21 protein-coding genes are annotated in these 19,654 nt (G+C 36.9%); 7 read left to right on the forward strand and 14 right to left on the reverse strand.

The genetic code is table 11. From position 1 onward, the window contains the following. Positions 1 to 153: 153 nt before the first annotated feature. Positions 154 to 2,862 carry an aconitate hydratase AcnA gene (acnA, locus tag NST91_RS15125; RefSeq protein ID WP_121446676.1) on the reverse strand — a complete coding sequence of 903 codons (2,709 nt, stop codon included), beginning with the start codon at positions 2,860 to 2,862 and terminating at the stop codon, positions 154 to 156. A gap of 219 nt (positions 2,863 to 3,081) precedes the next feature. Between acnA and sspO the strand changes: the two genes are divergently transcribed. Then, on the forward strand, positions 3,082 to 3,231 hold the full coding sequence (gene sspO, locus NST91_RS15130; RefSeq protein ID WP_121446675.1) for a small acid-soluble spore protein SspO: 150 nt from the start codon (positions 3,082 to 3,084) through the stop codon (positions 3,229 to 3,231). A gap of 37 nt (positions 3,232 to 3,268) precedes the next feature. Here the strand turns inward: sspO and NST91_RS15135 are convergent, their stop codons facing one another. Next, positions 3,269 to 3,523 (reverse strand): hypothetical protein, encoded by a 255-nt coding sequence (locus NST91_RS15135; protein ID WP_121446674.1) that lies wholly within the window; start codon positions 3,521 to 3,523, stop codon positions 3,269 to 3,271. A 129-nt stretch (positions 3,524 to 3,652) separates the two neighbouring features. On the opposite strand from NST91_RS15135, the gene NST91_RS15140 reads away from it, so the two are divergent. Continuing rightward, positions 3,653 to 3,796: a small acid-soluble spore protein P gene (locus NST91_RS15140; protein ID WP_341331818.1), complete on the forward strand. Its 144-nt coding sequence runs from the start codon at positions 3,653 to 3,655 to the stop codon at positions 3,794 to 3,796. A 23-nt stretch (positions 3,797 to 3,819) separates the two neighbouring features. On the opposite strand, the gene selA is transcribed toward NST91_RS15140, so the two are convergent. Then, on the reverse strand, positions 3,820 to 5,235 hold the full coding sequence (gene selA / locus NST91_RS15145; protein ID WP_341331819.1) for an L-seryl-tRNA(Sec) selenium transferase: 1,416 nt from the start codon (positions 5,233 to 5,235) through the stop codon (positions 3,820 to 3,822). A gap of 152 nt (positions 5,236 to 5,387) precedes the next feature. Between selA and NST91_RS15150 the strand changes: the two genes are divergently transcribed. Continuing rightward, on the forward strand, positions 5,388 to 5,783 hold the full coding sequence (locus NST91_RS15150) for an Hsp20 family protein (protein ID WP_121446672.1): 396 nt from the start codon (positions 5,388 to 5,390) through the stop codon (positions 5,781 to 5,783). Positions 5,784 to 5,806: 23 nt separating this feature from the next. Here NST91_RS15150 and NST91_RS15155 read toward each other — a convergent pair whose 3' ends face one another. Beyond that, positions 5,807 to 7,066, reverse strand: coding sequence for a SpoIID/LytB domain-containing protein (locus tag NST91_RS15155; protein ID WP_341331820.1), 1,260 nt, complete (start codon positions 7,064 to 7,066; stop codon positions 5,807 to 5,809). Positions 7,067 to 7,199: 133 nt separating this feature from the next. Between NST91_RS15155 and NST91_RS15160 the strand changes: the two genes are divergently transcribed. Further along, complete coding sequence (locus NST91_RS15160; protein ID WP_121446670.1) at positions 7,200 to 7,634, forward strand: DUF2621 family protein; 435 nt, start codon at positions 7,200 to 7,202, stop codon at positions 7,632 to 7,634. Between the two features lie 45 nt (positions 7,635 to 7,679). On the opposite strand, the gene NST91_RS15165 is transcribed toward NST91_RS15160, so the two are convergent. From NST91_RS15165 to NST91_RS15175, 3 genes are all read right to left on the reverse strand, one after another. Beyond that, positions 7,680 to 8,141, reverse strand: a complete 462-nt coding sequence (locus tag NST91_RS15165; protein WP_341333544.1) for a CcdC family protein — start codon at positions 8,139 to 8,141, stop codon at positions 7,680 to 7,682. Positions 8,142 to 8,225: 84 nt separating this feature from the next. Then, the gene (locus NST91_RS15170; RefSeq protein WP_121446668.1) at positions 8,226 to 8,585 is read right to left on the reverse strand and encodes a response regulator; all 360 of its coding nucleotides are present in this window, start codon (positions 8,583 to 8,585) and stop codon (positions 8,226 to 8,228) included. Between the two features lie 43 nt (positions 8,586 to 8,628). Continuing rightward, the gene (locus NST91_RS15175) at positions 8,629 to 9,336 is read right to left on the reverse strand and encodes a cytochrome c biogenesis CcdA family protein (protein WP_341331821.1); all 708 of its coding nucleotides are present in this window, start codon (positions 9,334 to 9,336) and stop codon (positions 8,629 to 8,631) included. 210 nt (positions 9,337 to 9,546) lie between these two features. Between NST91_RS15175 and NST91_RS15180 the strand changes: the two genes are divergently transcribed. After that, a complete protein-coding gene (locus NST91_RS15180) occupies positions 9,547 to 9,717 on the forward strand; it encodes a Spo0E family sporulation regulatory protein-aspartic acid phosphatase (protein WP_121446666.1) in 171 nt (56 codons plus the stop codon). Positions 9,718 to 9,728: 11 nt separating this feature from the next. On the opposite strand, the gene NST91_RS15185 is transcribed toward NST91_RS15180, so the two are convergent. Both NST91_RS15185 and NST91_RS15190 read right to left on the reverse strand, forming a co-directional pair. After that, positions 9,729 to 11,513 carry an ABC transporter ATP-binding protein gene (locus NST91_RS15185; protein ID WP_341331822.1) on the reverse strand — a complete coding sequence of 595 codons (1,785 nt, stop codon included), beginning with the start codon at positions 11,511 to 11,513 and terminating at the stop codon, positions 9,729 to 9,731. 4 nt (positions 11,514 to 11,517) lie between these two features. After that, positions 11,518 to 13,266, reverse strand: a complete 1,749-nt coding sequence (locus NST91_RS15190) for an ABC transporter transmembrane domain-containing protein (RefSeq protein WP_341331823.1) — start codon at positions 13,264 to 13,266, stop codon at positions 11,518 to 11,520. 164 nt (positions 13,267 to 13,430) lie between these two features. Here NST91_RS15190 and NST91_RS15195 point away from each other — a divergent pair, with 164 nt between their 5' ends. Next, positions 13,431 to 13,820 carry a VOC family protein gene (locus NST91_RS15195; protein ID WP_341331824.1) on the forward strand — a complete coding sequence of 130 codons (390 nt, stop codon included), beginning with the start codon at positions 13,431 to 13,433 and terminating at the stop codon, positions 13,818 to 13,820. Positions 13,821 to 13,909: 89 nt separating this feature from the next. Here the strand turns inward: NST91_RS15195 and NST91_RS15200 are convergent, their stop codons facing one another. From NST91_RS15200 to NST91_RS15215, 4 genes are all read right to left on the reverse strand, one after another. Continuing rightward, entirely contained in the window at positions 13,910 to 14,134 is a 225-nt protein-coding gene (locus tag NST91_RS15200) for a YneF family protein (protein ID WP_099362934.1), read from the reverse strand. Between the two features lie 87 nt (positions 14,135 to 14,221). Beyond that, entirely contained in the window at positions 14,222 to 14,662 is a 441-nt protein-coding gene (gene sirA / locus NST91_RS15205) for a sporulation inhibitor of replication protein SirA (protein ID WP_341331825.1), read from the reverse strand. Between the two features lie 145 nt (positions 14,663 to 14,807). Then, the gene (gene tkt / locus NST91_RS15210; RefSeq protein ID WP_341331826.1) at positions 14,808 to 16,808 is read right to left on the reverse strand and encodes a transketolase; all 2,001 of its coding nucleotides are present in this window, start codon (positions 16,806 to 16,808) and stop codon (positions 14,808 to 14,810) included. Between the two features lie 111 nt (positions 16,809 to 16,919). Then, positions 16,920 to 17,150 carry a DUF896 domain-containing protein gene (locus tag NST91_RS15215; RefSeq protein WP_341331827.1) on the reverse strand — a complete coding sequence of 77 codons (231 nt, stop codon included), beginning with the start codon at positions 17,148 to 17,150 and terminating at the stop codon, positions 16,920 to 16,922. A 405-nt stretch (positions 17,151 to 17,555) separates the two neighbouring features. On the opposite strand from NST91_RS15215, the gene lexA reads away from it, so the two are divergent. After that, positions 17,556 to 18,182 (forward strand): transcriptional repressor LexA, encoded by a 627-nt coding sequence (gene lexA / locus NST91_RS15220; protein WP_121446659.1) that lies wholly within the window; start codon positions 17,556 to 17,558, stop codon positions 18,180 to 18,182. Between the two features lie 87 nt (positions 18,183 to 18,269). Here lexA and glnA read toward each other — a convergent pair whose 3' ends face one another. Next, complete coding sequence (glnA, locus tag NST91_RS15225; protein WP_341331828.1) at positions 18,270 to 19,604, reverse strand: type I glutamate--ammonia ligase; 1,335 nt, start codon at positions 19,602 to 19,604, stop codon at positions 18,270 to 18,272. Positions 19,605 to 19,654: the final 50 nt, after the last annotated feature.

The following is a 19,654-nucleotide window of genomic DNA, read 5'->3' on the forward strand; positions in this document are numbered from 1 at the left end:
ATGTCTAGTTCCAGCTCCCAACGTCTAGCAGACTTCCCTCACCTGCCGTACGATAAGTCAACATCGATTCACTACGTTCATCGTGTTTCCTTTATCTCCTCTAGGCTCAGTCCAGTCTGTACGTCGCTGAACGGTCGCTTTCACCTTTCATTATTAACCCTTCATTTTTTCACGAAGTACCATTTGCAGGATACCACCGTGACGGTAGTAATCAATTTCAACTTCACTATCGAAACGAACAAGTACTTCAAATTCTTTTTTGTTTCCTTCTTCGTCTGTAGCTGTTACTTTTACATAGTCACGAGGTCTTACATTTTCATCAATTTGAACTTCGATTGTTTCTTTTCCAGTTAGGCCAAGAGTTTCAGCATTCTCACCTTGTTTGAATTGAAGTGGTAATACACCCATTAATACAAGGTTACTACGGTGAATACGTTCGAAGCTTTCAGCAATAACTGTCTTAATGCCAAGAAGGTTAGTACCTTTCGCAGCCCAGTCACGAGAAGATCCCATACCATAGTCGTTACCAGCGATAACAACTAAGCCAGTACCATCTTGCTTGTATTTCATACATGCATCATAGATAGACATAACTTCTCCTGTTGGCCAGTGAGTAGTCCATCCACCTTCTGTACCAGGAGCGATTTGGTTACGAATACGGATATTCGCAAAAGTTCCTCTTGTCATAACACGGTCGTTACCACGACGTGAACCATAAGAGTTAAAGTCACGAGGTGAAACACCTTTTTCTTGTAGGTATTTACCAGCTGGTGTATCTTTACCGATTGAACCTGCTGGGGAGATGTGGTCAGTTGTTACGGAATCACCAAATTTACCAACTACACGTAAACCACTTAATGGCTTAACTTCACCAGCTTCTTTAGATAAACCTTCGAAGAATGGTGGGTTTTGAATGTATGTTGATTCGTCGTCCCATACATAAAGTGCTTCATCAGTACTTTCGATTGCGTTCCAACGCTCATTATTATCAAATACACGCTCGTATTCTTTTCTGAATAGCTCAGGAGTAACAGTCTTCTTAACTTCTGCTTTAACTTCTTCTGCAGAAGGCCAGATGTCATTAAAGAATACATCATTACCATCTTTGTCTTTACCAATTGGTTCTTTTTCAAGATCGATATCAACAGTTCCAGCTAGTGCATATGCCACAACAAGTGGTGGTGATGCAAGGTAGTTACCTTTAACTAACGGATGGATACGTCCTTCAAAGTTACGGTTACCAGAAAGAACAGAAGTGATCACTAGGTCATTTTCAGCAACAGCTTTTTCAATTTCAGGAGCTAATGGACCAGAGTTACCGATACATGTAGTACATCCATAACCAACAGTGCTAAAACCTAGCTTTTCAAGGTATGAAAGTAATCCTGAATCTTCTAAATAACCAGTAACAACTTTAGAACCAGGTGCTAAAGATGTTTTTACATATTTAGGAACTTCAAGGCCTTTTTCAACTGCTTTCTTTGCAACAAGACCAGCACCTAACATAACGTATGGATTTGAAGTATTTGTACAACTTGTGATCGCTGCAATTGCAATGTCACCAGTCTTCATTTGTACTTCTTCGCCATCGTTGAATTTTACGGTAATTTCCTTATTGATTTCTTCAGGAGTTAAACCGTAGCCTTGGTTACCAGTTGCAGTTAGTGCAGTTTGGTAAGCTTCTTTCATTTTTGAAAGTGGAATTAAATCTTGTGGACGCTTAGGACCGGAAAGATTCGCTTCAATTTCAGAAAGATTGATTTCAACAACATCTGTGAAAATTGGATCTTCAGCATCTGCTGTATAGAATAAACCGTTTGCTTTACTGTATTCTTCTACAACTTTAACTTGCTCTTCGTCACGTCCTGTTAGACGTAGATATTCTAAGGCTTCATCATCTACAGGGAAGAATCCACATGTAGCACCATATTCCGGAGCCATATTAGAAATCGTTGCACGGTCTGCAAGCGGAAGTTGTGAAACTCCTGGACCGAAGAATTCTACAAACTTACCAACAACGCCCTTTTGACGTAATACTTGAGTTACTTTAAGCGCTAAGTCAGTAGCTGTTGTACCATTTGGTAATGTACCTACTAATTTCACACCGATAACTTCAGGTACAGGGAAATATGAAGGTTGACCAAGCATTCCTGCTTCTGCTTCAATTCCTCCAACACCCCATCCAAGTACACCGATACCGTTAATCATTGTAGTGTGAGAGTCGGTACCAACTAGTGTATCAGGGAATGTTTCAAATTCACCGTTTTCACCTTCAACAGCGTGAACAACATTTGCTAAATATTCAAGGTTAACTTGGTGAACGATACCAGTTGCTGGTGGTACAGCACGGTAGTTATCGAATGATTTTTGAGCCCAGCTTAAGAATTTATAACGCTCTGCATTACGTTCAAATTCTAGATCCATATTGAACTTTAATGAATCAAGTGTACCTGCTCTATCAACCTGTACAGAGTGGTCAATAACTAGATCAACTGGAATTTCTGGGTTGATTTTTTGTGGGTCTCCACCCATGTCAGCCATTGCTTTACGAAGTGAAGCCAAATCAACTACAGCTGGTACTCCAGTAAAATCTTGAAGAATTACACGAGAAGGCTTAAATGGAACATCAACCTCTTGTAATTCATCAGTTCCCCATTTTGCTAAATTTTCAACATGCTCTTTTGTAATTACTCTTCCATCAACTTGACGTAGTACTGATTCTAATAGAACCTTAATGGAATACGGCAATTTTGAAACGTTACCAATTTTCGCATCTTCTAATGCTTGTAAGCTATAATAGTTATACTTTTTGCCGTTTGCTTCAAAAGAAGAACGTGCATTAAATACATCATGCTTTGCCATATGTATGCCCCCTTCGTATCAATAATAACGCAATCATAAATATTTGTCGAAATTCAAGAGATTTTATACTCTCCCATTTAATTTCCCTGCATACATATATTAATATAACTATATACATAAGTAAATAACAAGATTGTTATTATGCTCTATAAGTTTTTCTTATTGACTTACAGGATAATTTAGTGAAAAAAGAATAAAATAAGGGCGGAGGTGAAAAGAATGTCGAAGCGTAAAGCGAATCATGTTCGACCAGGCATGAATGACGCAAGTGCCCAAGGTGTTGGTGCGGGATTTAATGAGGAATTTGCTAATGAGCCCTTAACTGCAGAACAACGACAAAATAATAAAAAGCGAAAGAAAAATCAATAATCATATAATTGGCGAGCCCGCTTAATGCGGGCTTATTTTATTCGTTAACTTCATTCATGATGGATTGTAAGTCCGATTGAAACTGTTGCAGTTGGGCCTTCTGATGCTCTGATGCCACTTCTAATGCATTTTCAATTTGTTGATAGGCTTCATTCACTTCATTTTTCAATCGCTTTAAATGAGCACCATAGTCAGGATCATTGCTTACAATATTTGCATACACATCTTTCGCTTCCTCTGTTCCTTGTTGTGCTGCTTGGAAAGCTTGCTGTTTATCCTTATGATACGGCATATTGTTCAACTCCCTTAAGGTAATTCGTGCAATAATAGCTTACCTTTTTTCCAGAAAATCATTCAGAACTTAAGCCGCATAAAAAAGTGGAAAATCATTATCCTAATACATATGAAGGGGGGATTTAACATGGGTGAAAAGAATACATTTAAGGATATTAGAGCAAACGGCGGCCAAAGCATAGGCAGCCAACCACAACCATTAAGTGGTTCGAAAAAAGTAAAAAACCGCAATCACACAAGACAAAAAAATAACCAAGGACATGATATGTAATAATCATGGATAATAAAAAGCCGCTAATCTTGCGGCTTTTTATCAATTTTCACAAAAGCTACTGCAATTTCTTCAATTTCATCTTGTTGTATGGTACGAAAATCAAGGAGTATTTCGTCATTTTTTATTCTTACAATAATTGGTGTGGATTGCTGACGTAGCATTGTTGCAATTTCAATAGCTGTCTTTTTAGGATGTTTTAAACAAACTACAAAAGTTGGCACTTCCACCCCGGGCATTGTTCCGCCCCCGATTGGTGAACCCTCTTTTCTTAGTTCAATATGATAATGATTTATTTTATCAGTTAAACAAGCTACAAATTGTTGACATCGATCTTTTATCTCTTCTTCAGTAGCCAATATATCCCGAATCGTAGGAATCGCTATCGAACTTCCTTTAAGATATGAAAATAACGTTGCTTCTAATGCTGCATATGTCAATTTATCAACCCGCAACACTCGAGCAAGTTGATGTTTTTTTAATTTATCTATCCATTCTTTCTTCCCTGCAATAATACCCGCTTGCGGTCCACCAAGAAGTTTATCACCACTAAAGGATACAAGGTCAACCCCCTTTGCCAAAACTTCCTTGATAACAGGTTCATCCCCAATTCCGTGCCCTTTTAAATCATATAGAACACCACTTCCTAGGTCTTCATAAATAACAAGGTTTTCTTTTTTCTGCTTTAATGTAACTAGTTCTGAAATATCAACAGTCTTTGTAAAACCAATTGTCCTGAAATTACTTGTATGTACCTTAAGGACCATCGATGTACTATCTGTAATGGCATTCTCGTAATCTTCAAGATGTGTTTTATTAGTTGTCCCCACCTCAACTAATCTTGCACCACTTTCCTCCATTATCGCTGATATCCGAAATGAACCGCCAATCTCAACTAATTGCCCCCGAGAAACAATAACTTCCTGGCTATTAGCCAAAGCCCGTAAAATTAAAAAAACAGCCGCAGCATTATTGTTTACAACCATCGCACTCTCAGCACCTGTTAATTCCATGAGAAGTGACTCCACAATAGAATGTCGTGAGCCACGAATCCCTTCTTTCGTGTTATATTCTAAATTAGAATACCCCTTTGCGATTTCTACAACATGTTGGATAGCTTCATCACTAAGTCTGGCCCTTCCTAAATTGGTATGTAAAACTGTCCCTGTCGCATTGATTGTTTTGGTTAGATAGTAATTCGTACTGTGTTCTAACTCCTCTTCGCTCTTTCGATATATGAAACGAACCATGTCTTCCTTTGAAGAAGCACTTTCATTCCATTCCCCATTTACAATCTCATTCCGAATGTTACTTACGACATCCCTTAAGATATTAGTCAGATATTCCTTATCCACATTATATTTTTTTTGAAACTGTTCAAATTCTGTATTAGCTTGCAACTCATGAATTGCAGGGAGCAGTTGATACAAATTTTTCATACTCAATTTCCTCCACTAAAGCATGTTTAAGTCTAGTTTTACATGATTACCACGTACTTTACAAACAGATTGTACCCTTTTTTATTATTTCACTATCACGAACACTTACACTTGTGAATATCCTGAATATAGAATCCCATGGAGGTCAAGACATGAAAAATTTTGATAAGTCCAATCCCCTTTCCTTAAATGGTTTGGAGGACTGGATGAAACAGTTTCTCGAAGACCCATATCTTTTAGATGATTATCAATTTCGAATTGATTTATTTGAAACACAAAATGAGTATATCATCGAGGCTGAACTATCAGGTTATCAGCCCGATCAGATTCAGTTAAATGTCCAGGACGATGCATTCCACATTAAATTAACAGATTGCGAAAATCCTCCAAATGACAAAGTATTAACAGAAAGAGTTGTGACCCTTCCTTTCGAATTAGAAAAAAAGAAGATAGAAGCACTATTTCGAAATGAAATACTCGAAATTTATATCAAAAAGAACGAAAAACGGAAAAAAAAGAAAAGCAAAATTAAAATAAAGGTCCTGTGAAAGCTACAGGACCCTTTCTTGTTTTATTTACGTTCATAATTCGTGATTGACGTTCCAGGAAAATAAAATTGTATAATCTCCTCATAGTTTTTACCTTTATCACCCATTATACTTGCTCCCCATTGACTCATCCCTACACCATGCCCGTATCCTCTGCCACGCATCACATATTTCTTATCATCTGAATCAAGTGAGTCTATATAATAGCTCTTAAAAATAGTACCGCCAATCATTGGTCGTATTTGATTTAAATTCACATCTTGAAGGGCAACTTTTCCTAAAAGGATCGTACCATCAATTAATCGTTGTAAAAATTCCACTTCAATTGAACCCGTCATAGAACGTTTTGAGTTAAATTTCTTTGGATTCACCTCGAATTTAGGAATCGAAAGGATGACTATCTCTCCTGGGTAACCTTGACGATTTACTGATCTTTTCATGGCAGCTGCTATCTCTTTATCTTTTTCCTGTAACCCATCAAATCCATCAATAGAATCCCAATCTATGTCTTCTAGATATATTTGTGTTTTCGACAAAGTAAATTCCCACGGGTGGACTGGATCAAACGGATCTTCTTTAATTGGATAGAATGACCTACTTTTCCCTCCCCACACATTTTTATTATTCTCGGTCATACCACCATTACTTGCTGAATAAAAAGCATCAATTAATTTATTTTTAAAAGTAATAACTTGACCCCTTGTAGCTTCAACAGCTTGAGTGGTACGTACATTCCAAGCATATCCCCCATACACCTGATAGAAAGTCGTATCATCCATGTCTTCTTTCATATGGGAAACGGCATATGTTCTTGCTGCTAAGGCTTGGGCCTTTAATGCTTCAATATTCCATGAGGAAAACACTTCTAGTGGAACAACCCCTTTTAAATAATCTTCCAAAGGGAGCTGATTAACAGGACGCACATTTTGATTATTTTCCAATTGAAATTCCATTGCACCTAAATATGGTCGTTCATTAATATAGACACGGTGATTCTCATCATAGTTTCGGGGGATCAATAAAAAGCTAGGGTCTACTTGTTGATTGACTTCTCCTCCTCTAAGATACAGATTCCCTTTATTGACATATAACCGGTAGTTCACTCCTTCTTGTAATGTTAGTGTCGGATCTATAGTGAAATAATCTCCTGTGATGCGCATCTGAATTTCATTCGTATCCCCGACAAAATTTTCAAGACGAACACGTACTAATTCTTCGGCACTCCCCTGATATAGATCGAATGCAAATAAAAACATACAAGTAAAAAATAGTATCTTTTTCATATCTGTATTTTTCCCAATCACAAAGAATAATATGAAGTCTTATCTGCCACGCAATTTTCATATAAAAAGAGGTTTTCTTTCTTTTAAAAAACTTATCAGTTAAGGTATAATGAAGCATTGAGGTGAACTATTCATGCAGTGGGAATTAACTGGTTGGTTTTTATGGTTTATATTGATATGGGTATTCTTATTTATTACACTTCTTGCAATTGGTGGCTTTTTTATGTTCCGAAAGTTTTTGAAAAAGCTTCCAAAGGAGGATGGAAAGTCTGATTTAGATTGGCAGGATTATTACATAGAAGAAACACGTCATTTGTGGCCAAATGAGCAGAAGGCGTTATTAGAGGATTTAGTTAAACCAGTTCCAGAGCTTTTTCGTGATGTTGCTAGACAAAAAATCGCTGGAAAAATTGGTGAGTTGGCTCTAACTGAAAAAGCAAAACAGATTTCACAAGATTTGGTGGTTAGAGGTTATATCATAGCCACACCGAAACGGGACCATAAATTCCTATTAAAAACATTAAAAGAAAAACAAATAGACGTCACTCCTTATAAAGAATTATTTTAGATTATAAAGAAAGAAACCTCGGTAATGTCTGCCGAGGTTTCTTCTTTATAATGATGAGGCAAGCCTTTTATATTTTACATACATCGCAATTCGCCACGGAACAATCATGGCAAAAGCAAGAATCCAAAACATTCCACTCAATTCTCCGAAATCAATTGATGTACTTAATACCGATTTTAAAACAATCCGAATGACCAATAACCCTACTAAAATATATATAAACGCCTTTGAACGTTTCATATATATATCATTTTCCCTTATTTCAAATGATGAGGTTTTGATTAACAGGATTGAAAAAAGCATTCCTACCACAACGGCCTCTAAGACCTCAAGTGGTGTCACGCGAAACATTGGATGGACAAACATAAGTGCGCCTGTGCTCATGAAAACAGGAGGCAATATAATTTTTTTAACAGAAGCGGGTTTTTGGGCAGATTTTGCTCTTAGAAAGGTTACGAAAATCGCCATCATAATTGCGACAATGGAAGATGCAATAACCAAATAAATCAGTCCTTTTTATGAATCGTCTAGAAATTCCACTTATAGCAAATGAAACCCACTTAAGACGATTAATCTTAAATGGGTTTATATCTAATTTAACAATCTATTAACCGCCTCTACAACCCGACTAGCATCAAAAGGCTTTACAAGATAATCTTTAGCTCCAGCTGAGATTGCATCAACGACCATTTTTTGCTGACCCATGGCAGAACACATAATAATACATGCTTTTGGATCAATTTCCTTGATTCTTTTGACAGCTTCAATGCCATTCATTTCAGGCATTGTGATATCCATTGTGACTAGGTCCGGATTAGTCTCTTTATATTTTTCAACTGCCTCAATACCATTTACAGCCTCTGAAACAACCTCATGACCAGCTTTAACAAATATATCTGTGAGAGTAAGTCTCATAAATTTAGCATCATCAACAACTAGAATTCTAGCCACTATTCTGGTCCTCCTTAAACTACTTCATAAGTAGCTACTTCGACTAAAAACCAGTAAATCCTCCAAAAATAGCGGTTGCGTACGCAATTATTTTTGTCATCCAGTCAAAATAAAGAACAACACCCATAATAATCATTGCATATCCGCCGATTTTTACAATCTTTATGCTGTTTTTGCGAATCCATTGTAAACGTCCGATGAAAAATGAAAGGACAAGAAATGGAATAGAGAATCCTAATGAGTATAATACCATATACAACATTGCAGAATCCGGATTTGTACCTGCAAGTGCAATAACCGACATTAAAATAGGGCCCATACATGGTGTCCAACCCGCTGCAAATGCCATTCCGATAAAAATCGATCCAACATAACCCGCAGGTCGATTCTTAAACTCAATTTTGCGGTCTTTCATTAAGAATCCAGGCCGTATGATCCCAAGCACAACAAGACCAAAGAATATAATGAGAATTGCACCAATTTGACGAATTAAGTCCTTATAGTCACTGAAGATTTGTCCTACATAAGATGTCCCAAAACCAAGCATAACGAAAATAATCGAGAATCCAATTAAAAAGAAAATGGTATGTAAAATACTCCGTCTTTGCAACATTGCATTATCAGATTTCAATTCACTTACTGATGCACCCGTTATATAGGATAAAAATGCTGGATATAACGGTAAACAACATGGTGAAATAAAGGATAAAAATCCTGCACCAAAAGCAAGAAATGCATTAACATCTGCCATTTTAACAACTCCTAATTCGTTCATCAATATCATTCTAGCAAAAATACTCCAGTAATCATAATTTTTAATATGAACGTTTTGTGTCATAGCACTATTCTAATGTTGAATATATTTCCAAATAAGTTATTTACCATTGATTTACCATTATATGTTATACTATAAAAAACTCGTCCATGACGGAGCCTACTAACAAATGAGAGGGTTATTCCTGTGTCTAAAGAACAACTTCTACTTAAAATTGAACAAAAAAGAACTGAGCTGGTTGAAATTGTCTTGAAACACGGTTTTACAGCAACACCTACCATTAAAGTAAGTCAAGATTTAGACAATCTATTAAATCAATATAATACGGGTAAATCGGAAAAAAGCCTTTCAAACTAATGAAAGGCTTTTTACATAACAGCATTTTCGACATGATCCACACTGCCATTCTGGAGTAAATACATTTTATAATATAACCCCTTTTGGGCTAGCAATTCTTTGTGCGTTCCCCTTTCTATAATTTCCCCTTGATGTAATACCAAGATTAGATTCGCGTCTTGAATTGTTGACAATCGATGAGCAATTGCGATTGTCGTTCTACCCCTCCTCATTTTTTCGAGTGCCTTTTGAATCTCTTCCTCAGTTTCTGTATCGATGTTTGCAGTCGCTTCATCCAATACCAATATTTTAGGATTCGTTACAATGGTCCTTGCAAACGCTAGAAGCTGCCTTTGACCACTTGAAAATGTTGACCCTCGCTCTACTACCTGAAAATCATATCCACCTTCTAGTTTTTTTATAAAACTATCCGCTTGAACAAATTTTGCTGCTTCTTCGATGTCGTGATCGGTAATATCCGGATTATGTAAACGAAGATTGTCTTTAATGGTTCCGACAAATAAAAATGGATCTTGAAGCACTAAGCCCATTTTTTGACGAAGTTCATTATTCTCATAAGAGATAATAGAATGTCCATCGATTAATATCTCTCCACGTTCAATATCATAAAACCTCATTAATAAATTAATAATCGAACTCTTCCCACTACCAGTATGACCAACAAGAGCAACAGTTTCGCCTTGTTTTGCTGTAAAAGAGATATTTTTTAATACATCTCGTTTTCCATCATAAGAAAAGCTAACATTTTTAAATTCAATTTCTCCTTTTTGGACTGATGGATTGTCGTTACCAATTGTTTGTGGTGCAAGCTCATCATGATCGAGAAGTTCAAATACTCGGCCAGATGCAACAACTGCTTGTTGCAGCAAAGATAAACGCATCATCATATTATTTACTGGTTCAAAAAATCGTTCAAGATAATTTACAAATGCATAAAGTACACCAATTTCAATCGGACTCTCAAGAGATGAAATACCGAAAAAGCTAAGCACCATAATTATTGTCACGATATAAATGAAATCAACTGCCGGTCTCAGTAACAAACCATCTAGCTTAATATTTTTTATTCCCGCTTGATAATGCGCATCATTGATTTCAGCAAACTCCTGTCGTAGTCTTTTCTCTTGTCGGAACACCTGAATAATAGCCATACCTTGGAGTGATTCATTAAGCTTTGCATTTAACTGACTAAGTCGTTCTCGCATATCGTGGTAGTATTTAGAACTGAATTTGCGATAAGTTTGCATTAATATAAACAGAATTGGAATTAATAATAAGCAAACTAGAGCAAGTTGGACATTAAGATAAAACATTGCAATAAAAATTCCAATTAAAAAGACACCGTTTTGTACAAAAGTCGCAACAACCTCTACAAACATATCCTTGATTGCCTCTGTATCATTCGTAACCCTAGAAACAATACTGCCACCTGGTGTTTTATCAAAATACTTTAATCCAAGTTTGTGGACCTTTGAAAATACCTCAATTCTCATTTCGCGAATAATTTTCAATGCGATCTCTTGAAATTTTACCAATTGAAAATATTGAAGTATGACCTTTGTAAAATGAATTAAAAGGTAAATCGCTCCCAAAAAGATTAAAGGTTGAATAGGTAAATGTCTTGGTGTTAAATAATCATCTATGAAAATTTTTATTAATATCGGACCAACAATGTCCGCAATCGTTGCAAGTAATAGCAACAAGAATGCAATTATAAACTCCCGTGTATGCGTTTTCGTATAAGAAAGCAGTCTTATTAAAGCAGCCCTTTGGTCTTTTTTTGTCATTTTGTTCATATTTCTACCCTCCATGCTCAACAAGAGATTCAAGCTGCTGACGATGATACATATCACGATACCATCCTTCATCCTCCATAAGCTCATCATGTGTACCATGCTGAGCTATCCTGCCATTCTCTATGACAAGAATTTGGTTGGCGTGCTGAATCGCACTTAAACGATGAGATGTGATTATGGTTGTTTTTCCTTGTCGATTTTCTCGTAAAGCACGCAAAATTTCCTCTTCTGTTTTAGCATCAACTGCAGATAATGAATCATCTAGAATTAGTATTTCTGGGTTCATTATGAGTGCTCTAGCTATTGAAATACGTTGCTTTTGTCCTCCTGATAAAGACACCCCGCGTTCGCCAACAACCGTTTCATATCCGTCAGTAAACTGCAATATATCATCATGGATATTTGCAGTCTTTGCTGCTTCGAAAATTTCATTTATTGAGGCATCCGGTTTTGCAAAGGCAATATTATCTGCGACGGTTGCCGAGAAAAGAAAATGATCCTGCGGAACATACCCAATACTTTTTCGTAAGGCATCTAGCGTATACCCTTTTATCTCTTTTTCGCCTATTATTATGTTACCCTCATAACCTTCTATTTCACGAATTAATAGTTTCAACAATGTCGTTTTTCCTGCACCCGTTTTTCCAACAATACCAAGTGTTTGGCCTTGTCTTAAGTGAAAATAGATTTCTTTAAGTGTCTGTTTTTGTTCTCCAGGATATGCAAATTTTGAAATCGAATATACGACATCACCTGATGGGGTCGTCTCACTCGAATTCTCACAATCTTTTATTTCCATAGGCTCAGCCAAGAGCTTTGAAACCCGGTCATAAGATGCTCTTCCGCGCTCAACTATATTAAATAGCCACCCGAAAGCTAGTAGTGGCCAAATTAAAAGTCCTAAGTATGTTGTAAAAGTGACCAACTCCCCTAGTGTCATTTCACCAGATAGCACATACCTTGAACCAAACACAAGTGCTAGAAAGAAAGAAATGCCTACAATTAATGAAATCGTTGGATCATAAAGGGCATCAACCTTTGCTACGGAAAGATTATTTTGAACAACATCATCAGACTGCTTACGAAAGACATTTGTATCCTCTTCTTCCTGCCCGAATGTTTTAATGACCTTTATTCCACTAATACTTTCTTGTACTTTATCATTAAGACTAGAAAAAGCTTCCTGCGCCTTATGAAAACGTCTATGTAACAGAGTTCCATAATAATTCGTAGAGAGAGCCATAAACGGCAATGGTATGAGACAAATTAAAGTTAGCTTCCAATTTATTGTAAATGCCATCGTCAATAACACAAACCCACCTGTTGCTAGCGAGTCGACTAAGGTAAGGACACCTGATCCCGCTGTTTGTTGAATCGCTTGCAAATCATTTGTGGAATGTGCCATCAAGTCACCAATTCTTCTTTTCTGGAAAAATCCTTGCGACATCTTCGTAAAATGTTCATACAAACGGTTCCTAAGTAATCTTGCTAATTTGACAGATGAGCCAAAAATCATAATTCTCCAAAAGAATCGAACGATATAAACGGTACACGCAGTTGCTAACAAAATAGCTAACCACTTATATAAGATTTCTTTTGTTAGTGTACCTTGTGCAATAAAATCAACCGTCATCCCAATTACTTTTGGTGGAACTAGTTCCAATAAAGCAACAATCATTAATAAAATAATACCAGTAATGTAAGACTTTTTTTCCTGTTTAAAAAACCACATTAATTCTTTAAAGATTTTCATCCTATTATCCTCCGAAAGACGAAATAAGTGCCATAATAGTTTACCAAATTTTTAGAATTCTAGGAAGGTGCTTCCAAGCTTTAAGTGATAAATAAGTGTAAAATATTCTATTTCCTTAAAAGTTTTACTATAATGGGTTTAGAGAAAAAATGAGGTGAATATTCATGATTAAATACAAGGAGCTTCATCATGTGAGTTTAACGGTAACGAATCTTGAAAAGGCAAAAGACTTTTACAGCAATATTCTATGTTTGAACGAGATTGAACGTCCTAATTTTGATTTCCCTGGTGCCTGGTATGAAATTGGAAACCAGCAGTTACATCTAATTTACCTACCGGAATCTCAAACGATTCGAAAGGATAAAAGTATAAGTAGTCGCGAAGGACATTTTGCACTAAGAGTTGAAAACTACTATGACACATTAAATTGGTTATCAATCAATAATGTGACCGTCCTAGAAAAACCGGATAGCGTCAGTGGTTTTGCGCAAATCTTTTGTGCGGATCCCGATGGAAATTTAATCGAGCTTAACGTAGATCAAATGGAATTATAAGAACGAATACAAAAAAGCCACTTTTCCAGTGAAATTCTCACTTGAGAAATGGCTTTTTATGGTAGTAGAATGCATATTTGTCCAAGTTTTTATTGCTTGTCCATTTGACCGTTCATTGCTTTTAGCATTTGATTGATCTTCTTTTGTGATGGTTTTTGACCCATTTGCATCATCATTACTTTTAGCATTTGCTCATTGATTGGTGGATTTTTCTTCAAGTAATTCATCATGTATTTACGTGCAATAAAAAATCCTAATGCAACGCCACCAAGTAAAGCTACCACGATTAGTAAGATAGCTAACCACATTTGCATAAAAAAACTTCCTCCTTCATGTTGTCTCATTACAGTGTACTAAACCATTAGCTATTATACAATATTTGTTTTATGTTTTCCTAGCTTTTATACAAACTTTCTTTCTTTAATCGGGTTTAACCACCCATATTTGTTTGCTTTAAAATCCATTGCTAGGAAACAACGATCATATTTACGAAGGATTTCAAAAAATGCCGTCTCAGCTTCATAGCTTCCTGTAGACTCTAAATGGATGTAATCATTATGTATCGTTAGTTTTGCAAAGCTATTAAATTCATTCCATTCGAGAGTGTGCATATGACTTTGACGACTATAATAAGAATAATGAGCAAGGCTTCCTTCAATTTTTTGGTGGATACGTAATGAAGGAATCGTCCTTGTAATAAATTCAATTTGCTTATTGAGTATTTCTTTCCGCTCATATTTAGCTTGGTTATGCTCTAAAAATAAATGATAGATTAGTGATTCCCGTCCAAAGTAATGAGTTGCAAATTCTTCTTCTATTAAATAAATGTGGTATTCTCTCATACTCTTTCCTCCTAATACTACCTATTAAGAATAGTATATTCGAAAGAGTCTGTGATTTTTGTCTGACGTTGGAGTAAGAATCGTCTAGTTTTGTCGAAACTTTTGTTTATGTAGTACAGGGGCCCGAATCGACCCCTATTTTTTATTAAAGCAGTTGTTTTACACGGCTTACTACATTTTCAACTGAGAAACCATATTCCTTCAGTACGATTTCACCAGGAGCTGAAGCACCAAACTCATGGATACCAAGTATATCTCCCTCATCACCCGTATATCTTTCCCAACCAAGTGGTGTTGCCATTTCAATCGCTAAACGTTTTTTCACATTCGGAGGAATAACCGACTCTTTGTATTCTTTTGACTGTGCCTCGAAACGGTCCCATGAAGGCATACTTATAACGGACACCTCAATATTTTCACTAGCGAGTTGTTTTTGTGCCTCAACTGCTAGACTAACCTCCGATCCTGTTGCTAATAGAAGAGCTGCTGGCTGTCCAGATTTTGCAGGTGATAGAACATAAGCACCTTTCTGAACACCTTCATAAGCTTTCTCGGCTGTTCCTTCTAATGTTGGCAGGTTTTGTCTCGTTAAAATGAGAGCTGTAGGAATTTCTTTCGATTCAATAGCCGTTCTCCATGCAGCTGCCGTTTCATTTCCATCCGCTGGTCGAATGACAGACAAATTTGGCATTGCTCGTAATGCTGGTAATTGTTCTACAGGCTCGTGTGTTGGTCCATCTTCTCCAACCGCGATACTATCGTGAGTAAATACATAGGTTACAGGAACTTTCATTAAAGCAGCTAATCGAATGGCAGGTCGTAAGTAATCGGAGAATACAAAGAATGTTCCCCCATATACCTTCACACCGCCATGAAGAGCCATCCCATTTAAAGCAGCACCCATTGCGAACTCACGTACTCCAAACCATATATTCCGACCACTGTAATCCTTAGGCATAAAGTCAGCAGCACCATTAATCATTGTTTTATTTGATCCCGCTAAATCAGCTGAACCGCCAAAGAATTGCGGTACACTCTTTGCTATTGCATTTAATGCTTCACCAGAAGATGCTCGGGTTGCTAGCTTCTTACCCACCTCATAAACTGGTAGCGTGTTCTCCCAGCCATCAGGAAGTCTACCCTCTATTGCCATTTCTAACTGCTTCCCGAGTTCTGGGTTAGTCTCCTTGTATCGACTGAACATTTGATTCCATTCTTGTTCACTTTGTTCACCATTTCTTTTTACTGTTTCCTCAAAATGAGTATAGACCTCACTTGGAATGTGAAAATCATTTTCAAACGTCCAGTTATACGCTTCCTTCGTTAATTTTAATTCATCGGCTCCCAATGGTTCACCGTGTGCCTTTGACTTTCCAGCTCGGTTTGGAGAACCATAACCAATTGTCGTTCGAACTTCAATGAGAGCTGGACGTGCTAAATCTCCTTTAGCCTCCTCAATCGCTTTATCAATCGCTTCTACATCATTCCCATCCTCAACACGTAGATATTGCCAGCCATAGGACTTATACCTTTGTTCGATAGATTCTGAAAACGCTTGATTAAGATCACCATCAAGGGAAATATCATTAGAATCATACAAAACAATTAGTCGACCTAATTTTAGATGTCCTGCTAATGATGAAGCCTCACCTGATACACCTTCCATCAGGTCACCATCACCACAAATGGCATATGTATAATGGTTAACAATTTCAATTGAGTCATTATTATAGACACCCGCTAAATGGCGTTCTGCCATCGCCATTCCAACAGCCATAGCAATACCTTGGCCGAGTGGGCCAGTAGTTGCATCGACACCTGCCGTGTGGCCATACTCAGGATGCCCAGGGGTCTTACTGCCCCATTGGCGAAACTGCTTTAAGTCATCAATTGTTAAGTCGTAACCAGATAGGTGTAACATACTGTACAATAATGCAGAGCCGTGTCCCGCAGATAAAACAAATCGATCACGGTTGAACCAATGTGGGTTTTTCGGGTTATGTTTCATATGTCGAGTCCATAAAGCATATGTCATGGGTGCTGCTCCCATTGGCATACCTGGGTGTCCTGAATTTGCCTTTTCAACAGCATCAATAGAAAGTGTTCGAATTGACGCTATCGACAAGTCTGTTAGTGATTGTGTCATAAAAATAAACATCCTTTCAAGAGTTTCTAACGAACTAACATAAAACATAGCAGTTCTTCATTGATAGTATGCACAAAAAAAAAGAATACATAGAAATCTATGTATTCTTTATTAATGCAATCTTTTCCGCTTACTATTTTTCAGTTTTTCTGGGGTTACATCATTACCCTCTGGATCAACAACTTTTACAGAATGTAATGTATTAGTCATTGAACTTCTAAAAACACGTAGGTACTCTTGTCTAAGCTCTTGCTGTTCTTCTTTTTCTTTATCCGTAAGACCAACTGTCTTCGCTTTTTTTGCAAGAGCATTGATCCGATTGATTTTATCTTTTGAAAGCATAATTATTACTCCTTGTTTATTCTTTTCTAAATCATAGTTCATAGTACTAGATGAAAAGATATTTTACAAGTCATCCACATTACGCATTTAGCTTGCACTAATAATAACCATTCCCATACTTAATAAAACAAATAGTACATAATAGATAAATCCGCCTTGTAATTTCCTTAACATCTTTATTTCACTCCTATAGAATGTTTGTTCGTATTTTATATTTCTATTATAGACCGAACATTTGTTTTGTGTCAACAAAAATTCGAACTTATGTTTGTATAATCTAGTAAAACATGCTATACTCAACTTAAGAAATTCGGTATTTGTCGAATTTACTAGGTCACCTGAACAGTGAGATCGAAGAGAAGATTTAAATACATATATAATATAAGTGCAAGGGGATGAGCGAAGATGACAACGAAGCTTTCTAAAAGACAGCAGGATATATTGAATTACATAAAACAAGAAGTTAAAGAAAAGGGCTACCCACCTTCCGTAAGGGAAATTGGGGAGGCTGTTGGTTTAGCATCAAGTTCAACAGTACACGGACATTTGTCCAGACTAGAAAGCAAAGGCTTGATTCGAAGAGACCCTACTAAACCTCGCGCGATTGAAATTTTACAAGTTGACGAAAATGAAACAATTCCAACTGCAAACGTTGTGAATGTCCCAGTCATAGGTAAGGTTACTGCAGGACAACCAATTACAGCTGTGGAAAATATTGAAGAGTACTTCCCATTACCTGATCGTTTTGCTGCCCATGATGACCAAATTTTTATGCTTGAGATAATGGGAGATAGTATGATCGAAGCGGGGATTCTTGACGGAGACTATGTGATTGTTAGACAACAGCATTCAGCTAACAATGGGGATATTGTTGTTGCAATGACAGAGGAAGATGAAGCGACTGTAAAACGTTTCTTTAAGGAAAAAGATCATATCCGCTTGCAACCGGAAAACTCAATGCTCGAACCGATCATCCTTAAAAACGTAGTCATATTAGGAAAAGTTATTGGCGTATACCGTACAATTCATTAATCTAAAAAAGGAACATTTCTAAATGAAATGTTCCTTTTTTATTAGCAAAAAAACCCTTAACACATCCACGTGTTAAGGGTTCATTTATTAATACATAGTCATGTATTGCTCTCTCTCCCATGGATGAACCTGGGTACGGAACATATCCCATTCGATCTCTTTTGCTTCAATAAAGTGTTCGAACAGATGTCCGCCTAATGCTTTGATTAACACTTCATCCTGCTTAAGCATATCCAATGCAAGAGATAAAGTTGGTGGTAAATCCACAATGCCCGCTTCATTACGCTCTTCTTTATTCATCACATAGATGTTTCTGTCAACAGGTGCTGGTGGTGTCAATTTGTTTTTGATACCATCTAATCCTGCAGCTAATAGTACAGCCATTGCCATATAAGGGTTTGCTGCCGGGTCAACTGAACGCACCTCGACACGTGTGCTTAAACCACGTGAAGCTGGGATACGAACAAGTGGACTTCTATTTTGAGCAGACCAAGCCACATAGCAAGGTGCTTCATAACCAGGTACTAGTCGTTTATATGAGTTTACAGTTGGATTTGTAACAGCTGTAAAATTAGGCGCATGCTTTAAAATACCTGCAATAAAATGTCTAGCATTATCACTTAATTGTAGATCCGCATTAGGATCAAAGAATGCATTTTCCGCGCCTTTGAATAATGATAGGTTACAGTGCATTCCTGAACCCGCTACTCCAAACAATGGTTTTGGCATAAAGGTTGCATGTAAACCATGTTTACGAGCAATTGTTTTTACAACAAGCTTAAAAGTCTGAATTTCATCACACGCTGTTAAAGCATCCTCGTATTTAAAATCAATTTCATGTTGTCCAGGTGCAACCTCATGGTGAGAAGCTTCAATTTCAAATCCCATTTCCTCAAGCTCTAATACGATATCACGGCGGCAGTTTTCACCAAGGTCTGTTGGCGCTAAGTCAAAGTAACCACCATTATCGTTAAGTTCAAGAGTTGGTTCACCTTTTTCATTTAACTTAAATAAGAAAAACTCAGGTTCAGGGCCAAGATTGAAATCCGTAAATCCTAGTTCTTCCATTTCTTTCAAGACTCTCTTTAAGTTGTTACGAGGGTCCCCTTCGAATGGAGTACCATCCGCATTATGAATATCACAAATTAAACGAGCAACCTTCCCTTTTTCTGCAGTCCACGGGAAAACTACCCATGTATTTAAATCTGGATATAGGTACATATCTGATTCTTCGATACGAACAAAGCCTTCGATTGAAGAGCCATCAAACATCATTTTATTGCTCAATGCTTTTTCTAATTGACTTACGGGAATTTCAACGTTTTTAATTGTTCCAAGAATATCTGTAAATTGTAAACGAATAAATTTTACATTCTCTTCTTTTGCTAAACGAAAAATATCATCTTTCGTATATTTGGACATTGTGTTTCCTCCCCAAACCTAGTTGTAAGTATAGTTTTGTAATCAATATG

Origin of the sequence: Ferdinandcohnia sp. FSL W7-1320, from assembly GCF_038050315.1 — a bacterium.
GTDB lineage: Bacteria > Bacillota > Bacilli > Bacillales > Bacillaceae_L > Ferdinandcohnia > Ferdinandcohnia aciditolerans.

What these genes read in the sequence shown, in the direction of transcription:
- acnA (WP_121446676.1), bottom strand. Translation starts at nt 2,862, where the DNA reads ATGGCAAAGCATGATGTATTTAATGCACGTTCTTCTTTTGAAGCAAAC.
- sspO (WP_121446675.1), top strand. Translation starts at nt 3,082, where the DNA reads ATGTCGAAGCGTAAAGCGAATCATGTTCGACCAGGCATGAATGACGCA.
- NST91_RS15135 (WP_121446674.1), bottom strand. Translation starts at nt 3,523, where the DNA reads ATGCCGTATCATAAGGATAAACAGCAAGCTTTCCAAGCAGCACAACAA.
- NST91_RS15140 (WP_341331818.1), top strand. Translation starts at nt 3,653, where the DNA reads ATGGGTGAAAAGAATACATTTAAGGATATTAGAGCAAACGGCGGCCAA.
- selA (WP_341331819.1), bottom strand. Translation starts at nt 5,235, where the DNA reads ATGAAAAATTTGTATCAACTGCTCCCTGCAATTCATGAGTTGCAAGCT.
- NST91_RS15150 (WP_121446672.1), top strand. Translation starts at nt 5,388, where the DNA reads ATGAAAAATTTTGATAAGTCCAATCCCCTTTCCTTAAATGGTTTGGAG.
- NST91_RS15155 (WP_341331820.1), bottom strand. Translation starts at nt 7,066, where the DNA reads ATGAAAAAGATACTATTTTTTACTTGTATGTTTTTATTTGCATTCGAT.
- NST91_RS15160 (WP_121446670.1), top strand. Translation starts at nt 7,200, where the DNA reads ATGCAGTGGGAATTAACTGGTTGGTTTTTATGGTTTATATTGATATGG.
- NST91_RS15175 (WP_341331821.1), bottom strand. Translation starts at nt 9,336, where the DNA reads ATGGCAGATGTTAATGCATTTCTTGCTTTTGGTGCAGGATTTTTATCC.
- NST91_RS15185 (WP_341331822.1), bottom strand. Translation starts at nt 11,513, where the DNA reads ATGAACAAAATGACAAAAAAAGACCAAAGGGCTGCTTTAATAAGACTG.
- NST91_RS15190 (WP_341331823.1), bottom strand. Translation starts at nt 13,266, where the DNA reads ATGAAAATCTTTAAAGAATTAATGTGGTTTTTTAAACAGGAAAAAAAG.
- NST91_RS15195 (WP_341331824.1), top strand. Translation starts at nt 13,431, where the DNA reads ATGATTAAATACAAGGAGCTTCATCATGTGAGTTTAACGGTAACGAAT.
- NST91_RS15200 (WP_099362934.1), bottom strand. Translation starts at nt 14,134, where the DNA reads ATGCAAATGTGGTTAGCTATCTTACTAATCGTGGTAGCTTTACTTGGT.
- sirA (WP_341331825.1), bottom strand. Translation starts at nt 14,662, where the DNA reads ATGAGAGAATACCACATTTATTTAATAGAAGAAGAATTTGCAACTCAT.
- tkt (WP_341331826.1), bottom strand. Translation starts at nt 16,808, where the DNA reads ATGACACAATCACTAACAGACTTGTCGATAGCGTCAATTCGAACACTT.
- NST91_RS15215 (WP_341331827.1), bottom strand. Translation starts at nt 17,150, where the DNA reads ATGCTTTCAAAAGATAAAATCAATCGGATCAATGCTCTTGCAAAAAAA.
- lexA (WP_121446659.1), top strand. Translation starts at nt 17,556, where the DNA reads ATGACAACGAAGCTTTCTAAAAGACAGCAGGATATATTGAATTACATA.
- glnA (WP_341331828.1), bottom strand. Translation starts at nt 19,604, where the DNA reads ATGTCCAAATATACGAAAGATGATATTTTTCGTTTAGCAAAAGAAGAG.